General features: G+C 68.8%; 11 protein-coding genes. 3 read left to right on the plus strand and 8 right to left on the minus strand.

Annotation, left to right across the window (positions count from 1 at the left end; all coding sequences use genetic code 11):
- Nucleotides 1-13 precede the first annotated feature (13 nt).
- The 5 genes from OX958_RS15550 to OX958_RS15570 form a co-directional block, all read right to left on the minus strand.
- Nucleotides 14-1,777 (minus strand): DUF4832 domain-containing protein, encoded by a 1,764-nt coding sequence (locus OX958_RS15550; RefSeq protein WP_270138397.1) that lies wholly within the window; start codon nt 1,775-1,777, stop codon nt 14-16.
- A 29-nt stretch (nt 1,778-1,806) separates the two neighbouring features.
- Nucleotides 1,807-2,616: a carbohydrate ABC transporter permease gene (locus OX958_RS15555; protein WP_270138398.1), complete on the minus strand. Its 810-nt coding sequence runs from the start codon at nt 2,614-2,616 to the stop codon at nt 1,807-1,809.
- Complete coding sequence (locus tag OX958_RS15560) at nt 2,609-3,511, minus strand: carbohydrate ABC transporter permease (RefSeq protein WP_270138399.1); 903 nt, start codon at nt 3,509-3,511, stop codon at nt 2,609-2,611. Before OX958_RS15560 ends, OX958_RS15555 begins: the two co-directional genes overlap by 8 nt.
- Before the next feature lies 1 nt (nt 3,512).
- Nucleotides 3,513-4,763, minus strand: a complete 1,251-nt coding sequence (locus OX958_RS15565) for an ABC transporter substrate-binding protein (protein ID WP_270138400.1) — start codon at nt 4,761-4,763, stop codon at nt 3,513-3,515.
- Between the two features lie 63 nt (nt 4,764-4,826).
- Entirely contained in the window at nt 4,827-5,954 is a 1,128-nt protein-coding gene (locus tag OX958_RS15570) for an ROK family transcriptional regulator (protein ID WP_270138401.1), read from the minus strand.
- Nucleotides 5,955-6,028: 74 nt separating this feature from the next.
- On the opposite strand from OX958_RS15570, the gene OX958_RS15575 reads away from it, so the two are divergent.
- A complete protein-coding gene (locus tag OX958_RS15575) occupies nt 6,029-7,267 on the plus strand; it encodes a Gfo/Idh/MocA family protein (RefSeq protein WP_270138402.1) in 1,239 nt (412 codons plus the stop codon).
- Here OX958_RS15575 and OX958_RS15580 read toward each other — a convergent pair.
- Nucleotides 7,264-8,457 carry an MFS transporter gene (locus OX958_RS15580; protein ID WP_270138403.1) on the minus strand — a complete coding sequence of 398 codons (1,194 nt, stop codon included), beginning with the start codon at nt 8,455-8,457 and terminating at the stop codon, nt 7,264-7,266. The two genes, OX958_RS15575 and OX958_RS15580, sit on opposite strands and share 4 nt — an antisense overlap.
- A 51-nt stretch (nt 8,458-8,508) precedes the next feature.
- Here OX958_RS15580 and OX958_RS15585 point away from each other — a divergent pair, with 51 nt between their 5' ends.
- Nucleotides 8,509-9,192 (plus strand): FadR/GntR family transcriptional regulator, encoded by a 684-nt coding sequence (locus OX958_RS15585; protein WP_270138404.1) that lies wholly within the window; start codon nt 8,509-8,511, stop codon nt 9,190-9,192.
- A gap of 23 nt (nt 9,193-9,215) precedes the next feature.
- Here OX958_RS15585 and OX958_RS15590 read toward each other — a convergent pair whose 3' ends face one another.
- On the minus strand, nt 9,216-10,547 hold the full coding sequence (locus tag OX958_RS15590) for an ABC transporter ATP-binding protein (protein ID WP_270138405.1): 1,332 nt from the start codon (nt 10,545-10,547) through the stop codon (nt 9,216-9,218).
- A 182-nt stretch (nt 10,548-10,729) separates the two neighbouring features.
- Between OX958_RS15590 and OX958_RS15595 the strand changes: the two genes are divergently transcribed.
- Nucleotides 10,730-11,158, plus strand: a complete 429-nt coding sequence (locus tag OX958_RS15595; protein WP_270138406.1) for a hypothetical protein — start codon at nt 10,730-10,732, stop codon at nt 11,156-11,158.
- 51 nt (nt 11,159-11,209) lie between these two features.
- Here the strand turns inward: OX958_RS15595 and OX958_RS15600 are convergent, their stop codons facing one another.
- Nucleotides 11,210-16,897, minus strand: coding sequence for an RHS repeat-associated core domain-containing protein (locus OX958_RS15600; RefSeq protein WP_270138407.1), 5,688 nt, complete (start codon nt 16,895-16,897; stop codon nt 11,210-11,212).
- Nucleotides 16,898-17,104: the final 207 nt, after the last annotated feature.

A 17,104-nucleotide genomic window follows, 5' to 3' on the forward strand; every position in this document is an offset into this window, starting at 1 on the left:
GGTCTCCTTGGAACTAGCTGACGGTGATGGTGCGCAGGAGCGAGTTCAGACCGGTCGAGGCTTCCCAGGTGGACTGGTTGGCGAAGCGCACGGAGTACTCGGGGCGACTGGACAGCTGCGGGTCGGGCAGGTTGAGAAGCAGGGCGTAGGACCCGGTCGGCAGACCCGCGGGGACGGTGACCGTCTGCGAGATCGTGGTGGCCGAACCGGCCGTCCAGCGGCGCGGGTCGGTGGTCAGCGCGAGCTTCTGGATCGCGCCGGTGGAGGTGTTGCGCAGGACGAGTTCGACCGGATGCGGGTTGTACGGGGTGGCGAAACCGTCGTTGCGCAGGTTGATCGTCACCGGCAGCGCGCCGCCGCGGGTGGCGGTGGTCGGCAGAGTGGCGGTCTGCAGGGTGAAGCGGTAGCCGAGACGCTTGGTGACGTCGGCCAGGCAACCGCCGCTGTTCCACGAGTTGAGCACGGTCGGCTCGTAGTCGGTGTTCAGGTAGGACCAGTGGAACTGCCCGAGCTCACTCAGCGCCGTCGGGCAGGACGATCGCGGCGGGTTCGACGCGCAGGTCTCGCCGCCCATCGCGGTGTAGGTGGTCTCGGCCTGGAGGTAGGGATACTCGACCGCGGTGTTCTCGTAGGTGCCGAAGTCGTCCGGGCCGGCGAGGAAGCAGTCGTTGTGGTGACCCAGGCGGGACAGCCACGAGCCGTTGTAGGCCTGGCCGGAGGTGACCGCCGTGGTGCCGTACATGGTTCGCTTGATCTTCGGCGTCCGGAGCTGGACCATCCGGTCCGAGGGCAGCACGCTGAGGATCTTGTCGACGACGAGCTTGCGGTTGGCCCAGTCGGTCGCGCTGATCACCCCGGCGTTGCCGAAGTTCTGGGTGTAGTACCACTCACCCCAGGCGCCGATGAAACCTGACTGCATGACCGCGATGACGTCCTTGTTGCTGCTCAGGTACGGCGCCAGCTGATCGAGGTGGGACTGCACCCGGGCCGGCGGCGCGTCGTCGCCGGCTGTGGAGGTGGTGTAGGCGAAGCGCAGGATCATCTTGAGTCCGGCCGCGCGAACCGTCGCGGCCTGCTGCTGGAACTGGTCCAGCGCCGCCTGGGAGATCGCCGAGTTCCTGAACTCCGCGAGGTAGAAGACGCACATCACCAGCGAGATGCCCTGACTCGTACGGTAGCTCTGCAGGGTCGCCAGCGAGAAGTCGTTCTTGTCGCAGTCGCCGGTGTGGTGGTAAAGCCCGCGCTCGGGGTTGGCGAAGTTGTCGGTCGACGCCGTGTAGGTGACGTCGCTGGAGCCGCCGCCGCCCCCGCCACTGTAGGTGTGGGTGTACTTCGCGGAGGTCTCCAGCGGAGTCTCGACCTGGAAGATCAGGTCGGCATCGTTCGGCGTGGCGGTCTCACCGAGGCTGGACCGGTTCACGGTCCACTGCGCGACCCCGCCACTGGCGGAGAAAGTGACCGCTCCGACGAGCGTCCAGCTCCAGCCGCCCCCGTTGTGGCTGTAGAGGTTGCCGTTCTCCAGCAGGTAGTTGGCACCGACACCGCTCTGCGCGAATCCGGTCCCGGCGTTGCGGTCGGTGTCGACGTAGACCCGCGCGAACGCCGGCGCTCCGGTGTAGTTGAACTTGTACGTGACGGTGGTCGCGGTGTTCGTCGCCGACTGGCCGCTGATGGCGGCGTAGGCGGGGGCGGCGGCGACGAGCAGGGCGAGCAGGCTGCCGGTGACGGCACCGGCGAGCAGTTTCAGCAACGAGCGTGGGCGTCGGGCAGATCTCATGGCGGGTTCCTCCCAGGGGCGGATAGGGGTCAGCCTTTGGTGCCGGTGGTCGCGATGCCTTGGATGAACTGGCGTTGCAGCACGGTGAAGATGGCGATGATCGGCAGTGACGCGAGCAGCGAGCCGGCCATCAGGACGGGGTAGTCGGTCTGGAACTGCCCTTGCAGGGAAGCGAGTCCGGCCGACAGCGTCATCTTGTCGGGATCGGTGTTGACCACCAGCGGCCAGAACAGGTCGTTCCAGGACCACAGCAGCACCAGCAGGGACAGCGCGATCAGTCCCGGCCGGGCCAGCGGAAGCACGATGGACCAGTAGATCCGGACCGGTCCGGCGCCGTCGATCGCCGCGGCCTCCTCGAGTTCCCGGGGCAGCCCGAGGAAGAACTGACGGAGCAGGAAGACGCCGAACGCGCTGAACAGGCCCGGAACCACCAGTGCCTGCAGGGAGTTGAGCCAGCCGAGCGACGACATGATCTGGTACTGCGGAATGATGAACAGCTGCGGCGGCACCATCAGCACCGACAGCAGGACGCCGAACAGCACGTTGCGGCCGGGGAACCGCAGCCGGGCGAAGGCGTAGGCCGCCATCGAGCAGAACAGCACCTGCCCGATCGTCCGCAGTCCCGCCATCAGCACGGTGTTGAGGAACTGGTGGCCGAACGGGATGACGTCGAAGACCCTGCTGTAGTTGTCCCATCGCCCTTCGGGCAACAGCGACGGCGGGACACTGGTCGCACTGCTCAACGTCTTGAGCGACGTGATGACCTGCCAGACGAACGGCGCCACCATCGCCAGCGCCGAGGCGATCAGGATCGTGTGCACTCCGAGGTTCCTACGCATAGTGCACCCACCTCTTCTGGAACCTGAACTGCACGGCGGTCAGAACCACGATCAGCAGCAGCAGCATCATCACGATGGCGGCGGCGTACCCCCGGTCGTTGGTGACGAACGCGCGGTCGTAGAACAACTGGACGACGGTCTGCAGCCGCGGGAACGCCGGGTTGGCGCGGGCGGCGGCGCCGGATCCGGCCATCACGTAGACCAGGTCGAACAGCTGCAGCGACCCGATCACCGACACGACCGAGACGAAGAAGGCGGTCGGCGACAGCAGCGGCAGGGTGACGTGGAAGAACTGGCGGGCCGGCCCCGCGCCGTCGATCTCGGCCGCCTCGTAGTACTCCTTCGGGATCGCCTGCAGACCGGCCAGGAAGATGATCAGGTTGTAGCCGACGCTGGCCCAGACACCGACCACGACCAGCGCGTACAGCGCGGTCGCGGGGTCGGCGACCCAGTTCGGCCCGTCGATGCCGATCAGCGACAGCAGGTAGTTGATCAGTCCGTAGTCGCCGTTGTAGAGCCAGCGCCAGACCATCGCGATGGCGACCGGCATGGTGATGACGGGGAGGAAGAACAGGGTCCGGTACAGGCCGACGAACCGCATCCCCTTGCGGTTGAGCAGCACGGCGAAGCCGATCGCCAGCGGGATGCTGACCAGGCCGAGGCCGGTGTAGGTCAGCGTGTTGACCAGCGACCGGCCCACCTCCGGATCACTGGCCAGCCGCCGGTAGTTGTCCAGCCCGGTCCAGGTGTGGCCGCCGAACGCACCCCACTCGGTCAGCGAGAAGTACGCCGTCTGCAGTACCGGCCAGAGGTAGAAGATCGCGATCCCCAGCCCGGTGGGAGCGATGAACGCGTACCCCCACAGGGCTTCTTTGACTCGTCCGCGCTGCGCCACGTCACTCCTTGGCGAGCAGGGCGTTCATCGCCTGGGCCAGGTCGGTGGCGGCCTTCTCGGTGGAGACCTCGCCGGTCCACGCCTTGGTGAGATGGGTCAGCTCGGCCTCGTTCCAGGCCGCGGTGTTCTTGGAGACCGGGAACGGCACGGCGTAGCTGACCGAGTCCAGGAAGGTCTGCAGCTTCAGTTCCGGGTGCGCCTGCACCCAGGCGGTCTGAGTGCCGTTGTACGCCGGGATCGGGCCCTTCTTGCCGAGGATCTCGGCCGCTTCCTTCGACCCGAGGTACTTGACGAACTCCCAGGCCTGGTCGGGGTGCTCGGTCTTGGTCGAGACGACGTTCGCGACGCCGTGGATGACGGTGGCCTGCTTCTCGCCGCGGGGCAGCGGAGCGACGTCCACCTTGCCCTTGGTGTAGGCGTTCGCGGAGAACTCCGAGACGTTCCAGGAGCCACCCCAGTACATCGCGATCTTGCCGGCCTCGAACAGCTGCAACGGGGTGGTGTCGGTCATCGTCTTCAGGTCCGGCGACTGCTTGTTCCTGATCAGGTCGGTCCAGAACGTCAGGCCGGCGATCGTCTTCGGGTCGTCGTACCCGGACTTCTTGCCGTCCGGGGAGATCACGTAGCCGCCGGCCTGGGCGATGGTGTCGTACTGGTACTCCTGGAAGCTGCCCAGCTGGGCGGCGGTGCCGTAGACGCCCTTGGCCGGATCGGTCAGCTTCGCCACCGTGTCCTTGAAGTCGGCCCAGGTCCAGTCGTCCTTGGGGTAGGGCACCTTCTTCGCGTCGAAGAGCGCCTTGTTGTACCAGACGCCGACGGTGTCCATGTCCTTCGGCAGCCCGTACGGCTTGCCCTCGAAGGTGTAGAGCTCGGTCAGCGGTTTCGGATAGACCGACAGGTCCGCCTCACCCGGCATCGGAGTGATCACCTTGTTGGAGGCGTAGAGCTGGAAGTTCGGCCCGTTCATCCAGAAGACGTCCGGCGCCGCGCCGCCGGTGGCCGCCGCCTTCAGCTTGGTCCAGTAGTCGGCCCACGGGGTGAGCTGGACCTGGACGCTGATGTTGGGGTGGGTCTTGGTGAACTCGGCCGCCAGCGACTCCATCACCGGCTTCTGGTTGGCGTCCCAGACGCCGTACGACAGCGTCACCTTGGCGTTCGGGTCGGCCGCGGCGGTCTTGCCGCCGTCGCCTCCCGAACAGGCTGAAACGGCGAGCAGCGTTCCGATCAGTACGGCGCTCAGCCTCTTCGACATCCGCATCGTGGGTCCTCCAGACACATCCCGGGTGATTGGGACTAATCATGGAGTCCATTGAAATTATGTCAAGGGGTCAGCGCCCTCGAACATGCTCGTCTCGACCTGTTCGAGCGCCAGCCGGACCGCGCCGAGCACCACGCCTTCGTCGCCGAAGGTCGAGATCCGGATCTCCGGGGTGCGCAGGCACCAGCGATCCAGCTCCGTGCGGAGCGGCCGGACCAGCACGTCGGCGGAGCGGGAGAAGCCGCCGCCGATCACCACCAGTTCCGGATCCAGGGTCAGGACCAGGGCGGAGACCCCGATGGCGATGTCGCGGGTGTACCGGCGGATGACCTTGACGGCGCCGCGGTCGCCGTCGCGGGCCGCCTGGAAGAGGTCCTCGAACTCGTCCTGGCCGCCGGACCAGGCGCGCAGGTGCTCAGGGGCCTTCTGCCAGCCGATCACCGGCAGCGCGCCGAGCTCACCGGCGGCGTTGCCGAAACCGCGATGCAGCTTGCCGTCGATGATCAGGCCGGTACCGGTCCGCACCCCGGCCAGCAGGAAGACCACGTCCTTGGCGTACCGGGCGACTCCACGCCAGGACTCCGCCAGCGCGGCCAGCTTGCTGTCGTTCTCGACCCGGGTGGGCGCGGGAACGAGCCGGCGCAGGTGCCCGGCGAGGTCGACGCCGGTCCACTCCGTCAGCGAGTCGGACAGCATCACCCGCCCGGTGCCGTCGACCAGACCCGTGGTGGCGACGCCCGTCGACCAGATCTGGGCCGGCGCGACCTTCGCGCCACTGAGTGCCGCGGAAACGCACTTGTCCAAAGTTGCCAGCCGCTCCCGGCGGCCGAGCTCGGGAGTCACCTGGACGCTGGTGGAGTGCACGACCTCGCCGTCGAGGTCGGTGACCAGGGCGCGGATGGTGTGTCCACCGATGTCCACGCCGAGCACCCGGCCGGCGTCGGCGCGGAAGCGGTAGCGCCGGGCGGGCCGGCCGACGCCGCCGGCGGCCGGTTCGACCTCGGCGACCCAGCCCCGGTCGATCAGCTCCCTGGTCACGTCCTCGGTCGAGGCGCGGGACAGGCGGGTGCGCTTGGCCAGCTCGGTGAGCGTCAGCGGCTTGTCGTCACGCAGCGCCCGCATGACTGCCATCGCGTTCAGCTGCCGCAGCCGGGACAGGTCGCCCCCACTCGGTTCCTCGGTCATCGCCGCCCCCTTGAGGTTTCGCACCATCGGTGTCAATAATGATGGACTCCTTAATAAGTAAAGGAAAGGAATCCATGACTAGCGTGACTCTAGCCCTGGTCGGCGGGGGACTGCGTGGTCAGCTCTACGCGCGGTCGGCGGTCGACTCCGGCGCGGCGCGGGTGACCGCGATCGCCGAACCCGATCAGGGCCGCCGCTCGGCGCTCGGCCACGAGTTCGGCGTACCGGCCGATCGGCTGTACGCCGACTGGGGGGAGCTCGCGGATGCCGGGCGGCTGGCCGACGCCGCGATCATCGCCACCCAGGACCGGTTGCACACCGCTCCCGCGGTCCGGATGGCCGATCTCGGCTACCACCTGCTGCTGGAGAAGCCGATGGCCACCACCGAGGTGGAGGCGGGCGCGATCGCGAGCGCGGCCGAGCGCAACAACATCATCCTGGCCGTCTGCCACGTGCTGAGGTACACGCCGTACACGCGGATTCTCAAGGACCTGCTCGACTCGGGCCGGATCGGGCGGCTGGTCAACGTGCAGCACCTCGAACCGGTGGGCTGGTGGCATCAGGCGCACTCGTTCGTCCGCGGGCACTGGCGCCGGTCGGACACGTCGGCGCCGATGTTGCTGACCAAGGCGTGTCACGACATCGACTGGCTGGTGCACCTGTTCGACGCCGTACCGGCCCGGGTCAGTTCGTTCGGCAGCCTGAGTCACTTCAAGGCGAGCGAGCGGCCGGCCGGCGCCGCGTCGCGGTGCCTCGACTGCCCGCTGGAGCCGACCTGCCCGTACTCCGCGAAGCGCTTGTACCTCGACTGTCTGGCCGATCCCGACCAGCACTTCTGGCCGCTGAGCGCGGTGACGGAGGATCACACCGAGACCGGCGTACTGGAAGCGTTGCGGAACGGCCCGTACGGCCGGTGTGTGTATGCCTGCGACAACGACGTGGTCGACCACCAGGTGGTGAACATGGAGTTCCCCGACGGCGGCACCTGCTCGTTCACGATGAGCGCCTTCACGCCGATGGAGCATCGCCGGACCCGGCTGCTCGGTACCCACGGTTTCCTGGACGGCGACGGCCAGACGATTCGCCTGGTGGACTTCCGGACCGGCGACGAGGAACTCATCGCCGTGCCGGACGCCGACGGCGACGGGCACGGCGGCGGAGATCAGGAGCTGACGGCAACCTTCTTGCGGGCGGTCCTGACCGGCGACCCGGCGCTGCTCTCCAGCGACGCGGGCACCAGTCTCGCCACCCACCGCGTCGTCTGGGCCGCGGAACAGGCCCGCACCACCGGCACGGTGGTCACTCTGTCCTAGGCCGCGGTGCTGGTGTCACGGGCAGCGGCGGCGCCGACGCAGACCTGGACGACGGCGAGGGCGATGAACACGGTCAGGCTGGCGGTCCACTCGCCGGTCTGCTCGGTCAGGTAGCCGGCGAGGGCCGGGCCGGTGGCGGCCAGCAGGTAGCCGATGGACTGGGCCATGCCGGACAGCTGGGTCGTCTCGTGATGGGTGCGGCCACGGATGCTGATCAGGGAGAGTGCTGCGACGAGCGCGGCTCCCTGACCCAGCCCGGCGACGACGGCCCAGACGACGACCAGGCCCGGTGCGAGCAGCAGGCCGAGCAGAGCGATGGCGATCGGCACGCTGGCCGTGATCGCCCCCGCCCGCTGGGTGCTCGGGTTCTTCATCAGCCGGGGGATGCTCAGGCCGCCGATCAGGCCGAAGCACTGGAAGAGGAACAGGTGGATCCCGGCGGTCCGCTCCGAGACGCCGGTGGAGATCTCGATCGTGGGCAGCCAGGTGACCAGCACGTAGAAGCTGGTCGACTGCAGGCCCATGTAGAAGGTGACCAGCCACGCCATCGGCTGACGCCACACACTGACCAGTGGCGGGCCGGTCGTTGCCTCTGGCGCCACTGTGGCAGCCGCCCGGCCGGCCGGAAGGCGGATGACGGCAACGATCAGGGCGAGGCCACCCCAGATCGCCAGCGCGAGTCGCCAGTCCGATCCGGCCGCGACCGGTACGGCGACGGCGGAAGCGATCGCCGCGCCGCCGGTGATGAAGGCGGTGTAGACACCGGTCGCGCGGGAGACGTGACCGGCGTAGTCCCGCTTGATCAGCACGGGCACGAGCACGTTGCCGACCGCGATCGAGGCACCGATTACGACTGTGCCGAGCCACAGGCCGACGTGCCCGGTGTAGGACCGGACGACGCTGCCGACAGCCAGCACGAGCAGGGACCAGAACACCGCGCGTTCCATCCCGAAGCGCCCGGAGAGCCGGTGGACCAGCGGCGAGGCGAGTCCGAAGGCGATCAGTGGCAGGGCGCCGAGCAGGCCGAGCGCGCTTTCGCCGAGTCCTTCGTCGGCGCCGAGCTGGGGGAGCAGCGGGCCGACCGCGGTGAGGGCGGGCCGCAGGCACAGGGCCACCAGGAACACCGAGGCCGCGATCAGCGCTCCCCGTCGGCGAGTGGCGGCTGGTGAGCTCTCGGATACCGCTGCCACGCCACGCCCTCGTTCCTGGATCAGTAAATGTCCGACATTTACACTGTAACCATGTCGTTGAGCGGACCAGTACGTCAGGCCCCGTTGGTGCTGCAGGTCGCGGAGCAGTTCCGGGGGCTGATCGAGTCCGGCTCCTGGCCGGTGGGCGCCAAGATCCCGGGCGAGAACCAGCTCGCCGCCGACCTCGGCGTGAGCCGCGGAACGGTGCGGGAGGCGCTGCGGTCGCTGAGCCTCACCGGCTTGCTGGAGCCGCGCGTCGGTGACGGCACCTACGTGCGCGCGACCAACGAGATCAGCGGTGTGCTCGTCCGCGACGAACTGTCGGCGACCCTGACCCATGTGCTCGACGCCCGCGCGGGCATCGAGGCGGCCGCCGCTCGGCTGGCTGCCCAGCAACCTGCGGCCGCGGGGCTCGCCGCTCTGGACGGCGCACTCGACGCACGCCGTACGGCGCATGAGGCGGGCGACCTGGATGCCTACGTCGCCGCCGACGCCGCCTTCCATCGTGGCATCGTCGAGGCGAGCGGCAACCCGCTGCTGCTGCGCCTGTACGACGCGGTGGCCGAGGTGCTGACCGACTCGATCCACCGGACGGCGACGATCCCGGAGGACCCGCGCGTTCGCGACGCGCACCACGCGCTGGTGGCGGCGATCCGGTCAGGTGGTCCGGAAGTCGCCGCCCAGGCGTCGTACGCGCTGATCGAGTCGGTCAAGGAGTCTGCCGCCGGTGAGTGATCCCGCGGTGGGGCGGGGAATCGTCAGCGGTTGACCCGATCGACCCGGCGGCCGGACTCGTCGAAGATGTGCAGGCGCGAGGTGTCGACGGCCAGGTGGACCTTCGTCCCGGTCTGCAGCCCGGCGCCGGCCGGAATCTCGATCACCAGATCGGCGCGCCGGTGGGTCGGCACCGCGAGCGGCTCGAGGGGAGCCGGCCGGTCCGGTCGGCCGAGGCGGGTTCTCGCCTTGGTGCCGAGGGCGGACAGGCGGTTGTTCAGTCCGGCCAGGTGGGGTGCCACGTGCCGGTTGGGCGAGCCGCCGTTGCTCGGGAGCGCACGCCTGGCGCGCTTCGGAACAGTGCTGAGTCCGACCAGGTCGGCGTTCACCATCTCGGCGCCGCACTCGATGAAGGCGATCCACTGGTTGCCGTGGAACTCCAGGGTCCGCAGCCGGCCCGAGAACTGACCTGCCCCGCCGCTGTCGGCCGCCGGGGTGAAGGCGTCCGAGCGGGCACCCACGATCACCTTCCCGCCGTCGTGGCTGCTGAGGATCAGCGACCGCTTGTCGATCGGCGGCAGCTGGATCGACTGGGAGCCGAAGTCGAGGCTGACCCGGTGGTGCGCGGTGACCCGGACGACCGCGGACATCAGGTTGATCCGCGGGGTGCCCAGGAAGCCCGCGGAGAAGGCGGTGGCCGGATCGTTGAAGACCTGGTCCGGAGTGCCGACGTCCTCGATCCGGCCGTCGCGCATGACGGTGATGCGGTCCGCCAGCGTGAGAGCCTCGATCTGGTCGTGGGTGACGTAGACCGTGGTCACCTTGAGATCGCGGGCCATCGCGCCGATCTCCTGGCGCAGCTCGGTCCGCATCGTCGCGTCCAGGTTGGACAGTGGCTCGTCCATCAGGAAGATCTTCGGTTTCCGCACGATCGCCCGGCCGATCGCGACCCGTTGCCGCTGGCCACCGGAAAGCGTCCTGGGCAAGCGATCCAGTGCCGCGTCGATCCGCAGGATCCGGGCCAGCCCGGCCGCCTTGGTGCTCGCCTCGGCCGCGTCCTCGCCGGCCATCCGCAACGGGAACATGATGTTCTCCCGCGCGGTCCGGTTCGGGTACAGCGCGCCGTTCTGGAACACCAGCGCGACGCCGCGGTCCTTGGGCGACAGCATGGTGGCGTGGGTGCGCCCGAACCACAGTTCGCCCGCGGTGACCTCCTCCAGGCCGGCGATCATCCGCAGCAGTGTCGTCTTGCCGCACCCCGACGGCCCGAGCAACACCATGAACTCGCCGTCGCCGACATCGAGTGAGACGCCGTCGACGGCGAGGTACTTCCCGTCGTACACCTTCGAGACCGCATCCAGCCGGATCCCCGCCATCCCCACCTCCTACAAGCTGGTCAGGCCTGAGTACACAGCCAGCCGAATGCGTTGTCCAGGCGTCAACGGTCACGGATAGGTCCGGCCTGTCATGTCCTGACGTTGCGGAGCGGGCCGGTCCGACCGCAGCCGGTAATCCTGTTGCACAAGGCAACAAAAGTCGCGACCCGTAGAGTGGCCTGGTGGAGAACGAGGCGAGTTGGCGGGAGCGCAGGCGGGACGCGTCGATCGAGCAGGCGGCGGCGCTGGACCGGCGCCGGGCGGCGGAGACCGCGAAGGCCCGCGAGCTGCTGGCGGCCTTCATCGAGGAGCTGAAGCGGCGCGGGGTCGAGCCCGGCCCGTTGCGCGCGCCCGTGGTGGGAACCGGCGCGAACTACCGCACCGGCCTGACCGGGTGGTACCTGCGGCGCAATCGCTCCCTGGCGGTGGATGTCGAGGGCAACTTCTACATCCTCGGGACGCCGGCCGGCCTGCGAGCGTGGCTGTTCGGGGTGACGGTGCTGCCGACGGACCCGCCGCTCGTCGTCGGCCGGGGCGCACGCGACGGCGAGTCGTTGCCGTTGGCGGAGCTGCTGCAGGCCCGCCTCGACGAAGCCGCGCCGGAGGGCTGAGGACGCCGGTACCGAGCGTCCCCAGCCCTCGCGGCCTCAGCCCTCGCAGCTTCAGCCGGAGTAGCCGCGGCCGGCGATCCAGACCGCCAGCTTGTCCGTGCTCATCCAGTAGCTGTACACCCGGTTGACGTCGGCGGAGTCGGCGATCCTGACCTTGTCACCGAAGTCGTCGTAGCCGATCACGGTCACGTAGTGCCCGCCCGAGTAGCTGTGCCAGTCGCCGTCGGTGTCCTGCGCCGAACCGACGATGTTGGCCACGATCGTCCGGTTGCGGACCAGGTCGTAGCGGACGTCGTGCTTGAGCTGGTTGATCTCGTCGGGTCCCGCGTGGCTGATCCGCTTGGCTTCGTAGAACGACGTACCGAGCTCCTGGTTCAGTACCCGGGTGGTGTCGTCCACCGAGGCAGTGCCGTCCTCCGTGGTGCCGAGCTCGGGGATCAGGTAGTCCTCGGTGACCTCGATGCCCTGCGCCTGCAGGGCGACCCGGACTGCCGCCGGACCACAGGAGTACTCGTACTTCTGTTTCCACGACTCGACGTTGTCGCGGTCGCACTTCTTCCCGCCGTCCTCGCAGTCGAGCCCGGTCCGGTCGGTGTGGTTGACCGGGTCGTTCGCGGCGTAGGCGTACCGGTTGAGCCCGATGCTGTCGTCGCCGTCGACGACCGGGTTGGGGGAGATGAACCGGCCGAGCTCGGGGTCGTAGTACCGCGCCTGGAGATAGACCAGGCCGGAGGCGTCGTGTCGTTGCCCGGTGAAGCCACGAGACTCGTAGGACAGCGGACCCGCGGCCGACAGCACCTCGCCGTACGCCGCGTACTTCTTGCGGTGCACCTCGGTGCCGGCGGCGTCGGTCTCGGCCTGGATCGATCCCTGGTGATCGGTGTGCACCCAGTACTTCGTGCTGCCGTCCACGCGGGCCACCACGGCGCCGCCGATCTTGACGTACTTGCTGGCCGTGTCGGCGGCCACGTCCACCTCGTAGTCCTCGCCGAGATAGCGGCGGACCGTGGTCCCCTCGGCCTGCTGCTGCCGGGCGCCGTCGGCGTCGTAGGTGAAGGTGGTCGTCTTGCCGGCCTTGGTGACCGAGGCCAGCCGGTTGTCGCCGTCCCAGGTCAGGCTGCGCCCGGCGCCCGAGGTCATCAGGCCGGTCGCGTCGTAGGTGTAGGTGTTCGAGCCGGCCGAGGTCACCGCGTGCGGACGTGAGGCGCCGTAGGAGTACGAGCCGAGCCGCGAGTTGGAGGTGACGTTGCCGGTCGCGTCGTAGGCCAGGGCCTGGTTGCTCGGCGCGCTCGACGGGTTGACCGAGCCGGTCAGTTGGTCCGCGTCGTCGTAGGTGTAGTTCCAGGCCTCGTTGGCGAACGGGCTGCTGACCTTGGTGATCTTGCCCTTGAGATCCCGGGTGTAGGTGTTGTCCTGGATGGTGGTGGTGCCGGCCATCGTCTTGATCCCGGTCAGCCAGCCACGCTCCGCGTCGTGCGGGCGGGTGGTGACCGTGCCGTTGGCATTGTCGAGGCGGATCAGCTCGCCCGAGGCGTCGTACTTGGTCGCGGTGACGAAACCGGGGATCGACAGCAGCCGGCCCGCGCCGTCGTACCGCAGGGGTGAGGCCTCGGTGCCCTGTGTGTCGCCGTCGGGATAGGTGGTCCACAGCGCCCGGTCGCCGGCGTCGAAGCCGTACCGGAAGGTGTAGCTGGCGCCGTGGATCGTGCGGACCGCCCGCACCAGGTGACCGGCGGCGTCGTAGTCGGAGGTCTTGGTGCCCGCCGGGTCCGTCGCCGTGGTCACCTGGCCGACGTTGTGGAACCCGGCGCGGGCCTGGTCGTAGGTCCACGAAACGCTCACGGCCGCCGCTGTGCCGGCCCGGCTGGTCTTGCCGGTCTTGCGATCGAGCGCGTCGTAGCTGTAGGTCGTGCGCTCGTTCTTCGCGTCGGTCTGCGCCACCATCCGCCCGGCGACGTCCCACTCGTACTTCGTCGTCCCCGAGTTCGGGTCGGTCATCTGCGTCTGGCGGTTGAGCGAGTCCGTCAGGTACGCCGTGACGTTGCCGGCCGGATCGGTCGACCGCGCGAGGTTGCCGCGGCCGTCGTACAGGTAGGTGGTGGTCCTGGTCGTGCCACCGATCAGCTGCTGGTGCGCGACGCGCTTGCTGTAGGCGTCCAGCCGGTCGGTCGTCGCGGTGCCGCGTTCGTCGACGCTGGTGGTCGACCAGAGACCGTAGCTCTTGGTCTGGGTCGCGCCGCCGGGCATCGTCACCTTGACGAGCCGGTCCAGGGCGTCGTAGCTGTTGGCCGTCGGGTGGGCGGCCGGCTGCGGTTGGCCGGAAACCCAGTAATAGGGAGCGGTCTTCGAGGCAACCTGGCCGCGCTGGTTGTAGGAGATGTCCGTGTAGATGTCACCGGTTGCCGCGTCAGGACCCTTCTCGACCGTGCGCCAGTCGCGCTGCAGTCCATCGACGTAGCGGCGGCTCCACAACGGGCTACTGGTACCGTCCGCGGCCGGTCGCTCGATCTGCTCGTACTGCGTGGTGGCGTTCCCCAGGTTGGCCCACGAGTAGCGCTCGAACTTGCCGCCGGGCTCCTTCAGTTCGGTCCGCCGGCAGAGCGCGTCGTAGCTGACCGTCGTGGTCTGACCGTTGGTGTTCCGCAGCTGGGTGGGCTGCCCACAGGAGGCGTCCCAAGCCGCGGTCACCTGCTGGTTCAGCGCATTGGTCTCCGAGGTCTGGTAGAGGTGGTAGGTCTGGTCCCAGCCGAGGGTGGTGCGGGCGCCGAGTGCGTTGATCTCCGCGGTGACGTTGCCCCAGGTGTCGTACTCCTTGCGGGTGTCGACGAAGGAGTCGGTGGTCGACAGCCACTGCCCGGACCTGGTCTCCAGGCCCTTCGTGGGCGGCTGGTTCGGGGTGGTGGCGCCGTCGTAGTACGCGATGGACTCGCTGAGCTTGGAACCGGTCGTGCCGACGCCCTGGAAGGTCTTCATCCCGGCCGGCTTGGCGACGAGGTAGGCCTCGGTGTTGGGGATGAAGGTGGTCACGGTGGTGCGCTCGTCCCCGGTGACCTCCCGGTCGCCGTGCTCCACCAGTTGGGTGACCTCGCCGTACGCGTTGTACTGCTGGCTGGTGTAGGAACGCTTGCAGTCGGCGCCGGGGCAGTCCGCGCCCGAGCCGAGATAGGAGCTCTCCCAGGTCCCGGTGAGCAGTGCGGTCCGCGGCACCGTCGTACCGTTCGTCGTGTACTCGTGGATCGTCGAGCTGAGCAGCGCTCCTGCTCCGGTCCGCCGGTCGACCCGCTCCGGTTCGCCGACCGCCCCGAGATCCTGCCGGTACGACGTCTCGACGGACGGGCAGGTCGTCTCACCCGCGATACAGGGCCGGGTCTCCTTCTGGAGGCGGAAGCCCAGAGCCTGGCGCTCCACCCTGTCGTAGGCACCACCTGCGAAGCTGTAGCCGGTCGTTGCCGTGGCGCCGCGGCCGTCACCGACGACCACCTTCGAGGCGGTCTGCGTGAGCGGCGGGTTGTTGGTGTTCGGCCAGGCCGACGACGGCGTGTAACCCACAGCCATCGTCGCGCCCCACGAGTCGGTGCGTGACGTCAGCAGGTCGGCGACGGCGCCGCCGATGTTCCAGACGTGCCGGCCCTTGTTGAAGCCGAAGTTGGTGTTGTAGAGCTCGGTCATCTCGTCCAGGCCGTCGCCGTTGACGTCCATCCCGAGGAACTCGCTGCTGCAGGAGCCCTTGCTGCAGCTGAAGGAACCGATCGAGGTGTCGGTGGGGCCGCTGGTGAAGCCGGCGCCGGTGGACAACCAGATGCGCCGCCGTGTGGACAGCCCGTACGGCGACAGCTCGATCAGGTCGTCGCGCTGGTCGCCGTTGAGATCCGCGACGAGCTGCCGGGAGTTGCTCGAGTTGGGCATCTCACCGTCGGTACTGCCGAGGGTGAAGCCGTAGCCGGTCGAGATCCAGGTGCGGCGGGTGTACATGCCGAAGTACGGGTAGAGCTCGACCATGTCGGTCCTGGCGTCACCGTTGAGGTCCATCGCCAGGAACCTGCTGCCGGCGCCGTCGGCCTCCGGCGTACTGAACTGCATGCCGGTGTCGACCGCGCCGGAGACGAAGCCGGTGCCGTTGGACAGCCAGATGTGCCGGCCGCCGGCGCCGAATCCGGCCGAGTAGATCTCGATCAGGTCGGACCTGCCGTCGCCGTTCACGTCGGCGGAGAGGAACTGCCGGTCGGCACCGAAGCCGATGCCCGGGTCGTCGGCCACCTTGGTGAAGCCGGTGCCGTTGGACAGCCAGGTCGCGCGGCAGTAGTGCACCGGGATGAACCCGCAGCGGTACAGCTCGACGACGTCGCTCTTGCCGTCGCCGCTGACGTCCATCGCCAGGAAGCGCGAGTCGGCGCTGTTGTTCCCCACCGAGGTACCGGTGGAGGCGAGCGCGAAGCCGGTGCCGGTGGACAGCCACAGACGCCGGCCCCAGTTGAAGCCGTTCTGGTAGAGCTCGATCAGGTCGGTCTTGCCGTCGGCGTTCGCGTCGGCGGTCAGGAACCGGGTGTCGGTTTTGATCGGGATGCCGGGAACGTCGTTCGACGCCAGCGTGAAGCCGGTGCCGTCGGACAGCCAGGAATGCCGCTCGAAGGTGGTCCAGCCCGGGTAGAGCTCGAGCATGTCGGACCTGCCGTCACCGTTGATGTCCATCGGCAGATAGCGCGTGTTGGCCTTGGCCGGCAACGTGGTGTTGCTCCCCGAGGCGAAGGCGGGCGCGCCGGCCTGGTACCCGGTCGTCACGGCCGGCAGGCTCGTCCCGCCGGTGACGGTGCCGGTCGGGTCCAGTACGGCGTCCTTGCCGAACTGCTGCACGCTCGCCAGCAGGGACCGCGAGGTCGCGGTGCTGGTGGTGTAGCTCAGTTTGTACGCCCGGACGCGGTTCCCGCTCACCGTCACGTCGACCGACTTGAGCCGGGTCGCGATGGTCAGCAGCGCGCCGTTCCCGATCGCCTTCTGCTCCGCGTCGGAACGGGTCTCGTACGCGAACTTCACCGTCGTGCCGTTGTAGGCGATCGTGTCGAGCTGGTTGTTCGACCAGGTGTAGGTGACCGTGTTGCCCGACGGGTCGATGATCTGGCTCAGCCCCCACCGGAAGACCAGGTCGGCGCCCGCCGGGTGAACCGGCGCGAAGAGCCGCTTGGTGCCGTCCTTGCCGACCACGGTCCAGCGCGCGGCCGAGCCGGTGCCGGTCAGGGTCAGCTTGGCGTAGCTCTCCGTCTTGGTCGAGTGGGTTCCACCGGTCGTGCAGCTCGGGCTGACACTGCCTGCCCCGCAAGCGATGAGCTCCGTCCCGTCCAGGAGGTAGCCGTCGGTCGCGTCGTACTTCGGTGTGCCGCGGCCGGTGCCGGCCCGCTCGATCTCGCTCACTCCGTCCAGACTCCAGCCGACGCCGGCCCAGCCGTTGCCGCCCGCCGAGTCGTACCGCAGCGCGAGCGGGGGAGTGAGGTCGCGAAAGGCCGGCACTGCCAGCGGAATCTTGTCGGTGAACGACCCGCGCGCGTCGACCTGCCAGTTCTGCTCGGGGACCTGTGGTTCCGGGGTCTTCGCGATCTCGGCGAGCGGGGTTCTCTTCCCGTCGGCCGGATCGGCGGCGCCGGGCGGCGGCAAGGTTCCACCGGCCGTGGTCAGGGTGACGGTGAGCAGCACAACGAGCAGGAGCACGAGGCCGCGCAAGGCGCGGCCGACCGGCGTCGACGTCATCGGAATTCCCCCGGGGCGGTGGGCAGGAAGGTGAAACGGAAGCGTATTGCCGGCAAATGCTGCCGGGTAAGGGGTTTCGACCGCCGTGGAAGGTGCGGGCGATCTGCTGGACAGCGGCGGCCGGCCACTCGATAATGAATTCCGGAATGGGTGGGACCGTAATTTGCAATTGCGGCAGCGGTAATCGGGTTGCGGCCCGCCGGACGC

It is taken from the genome of Kribbella sp. CA-293567, from assembly GCF_027627575.1.
GTDB lineage: Bacteria > Actinomycetota > Actinomycetes > Propionibacteriales > Kribbellaceae > Kribbella.

Bases quoted from the DNA above. Each gene is read 5' to 3' on its own strand.
- OX958_RS15600 (WP_270138407.1), bottom strand. From the start codon at position 16,897: ATGACGTCGACGCCGGTCGGCCGCGCCTTGCGCGGCCTCGTGCTCCTG.
- OX958_RS15550 (WP_270138397.1), bottom strand. From the start codon at position 1,777: ATGAGATCTGCCCGACGCCCACGCTCGTTGCTGAAACTGCTCGCCGGT.
- OX958_RS15590 (WP_270138405.1), bottom strand. From the start codon at position 10,547: ATGGCGGGGATCCGGCTGGATGCGGTCTCGAAGGTGTACGACGGGAAG.
- OX958_RS15585 (WP_270138404.1), top strand. From the start codon at position 8,509: ATGTCGTTGAGCGGACCAGTACGTCAGGCCCCGTTGGTGCTGCAGGTC.
- OX958_RS15565 (WP_270138400.1), bottom strand. From the start codon at position 4,763: ATGTCGAAGAGGCTGAGCGCCGTACTGATCGGAACGCTGCTCGCCGTT.
- OX958_RS15570 (WP_270138401.1), bottom strand. From the start codon at position 5,954: ATGACCGAGGAACCGAGTGGGGGCGACCTGTCCCGGCTGCGGCAGCTG.
- OX958_RS15555 (WP_270138398.1), bottom strand. From the start codon at position 2,616: ATGCGTAGGAACCTCGGAGTGCACACGATCCTGATCGCCTCGGCGCTG.
- OX958_RS15575 (WP_270138402.1), top strand. From the start codon at position 6,029: ATGACTAGCGTGACTCTAGCCCTGGTCGGCGGGGGACTGCGTGGTCAG.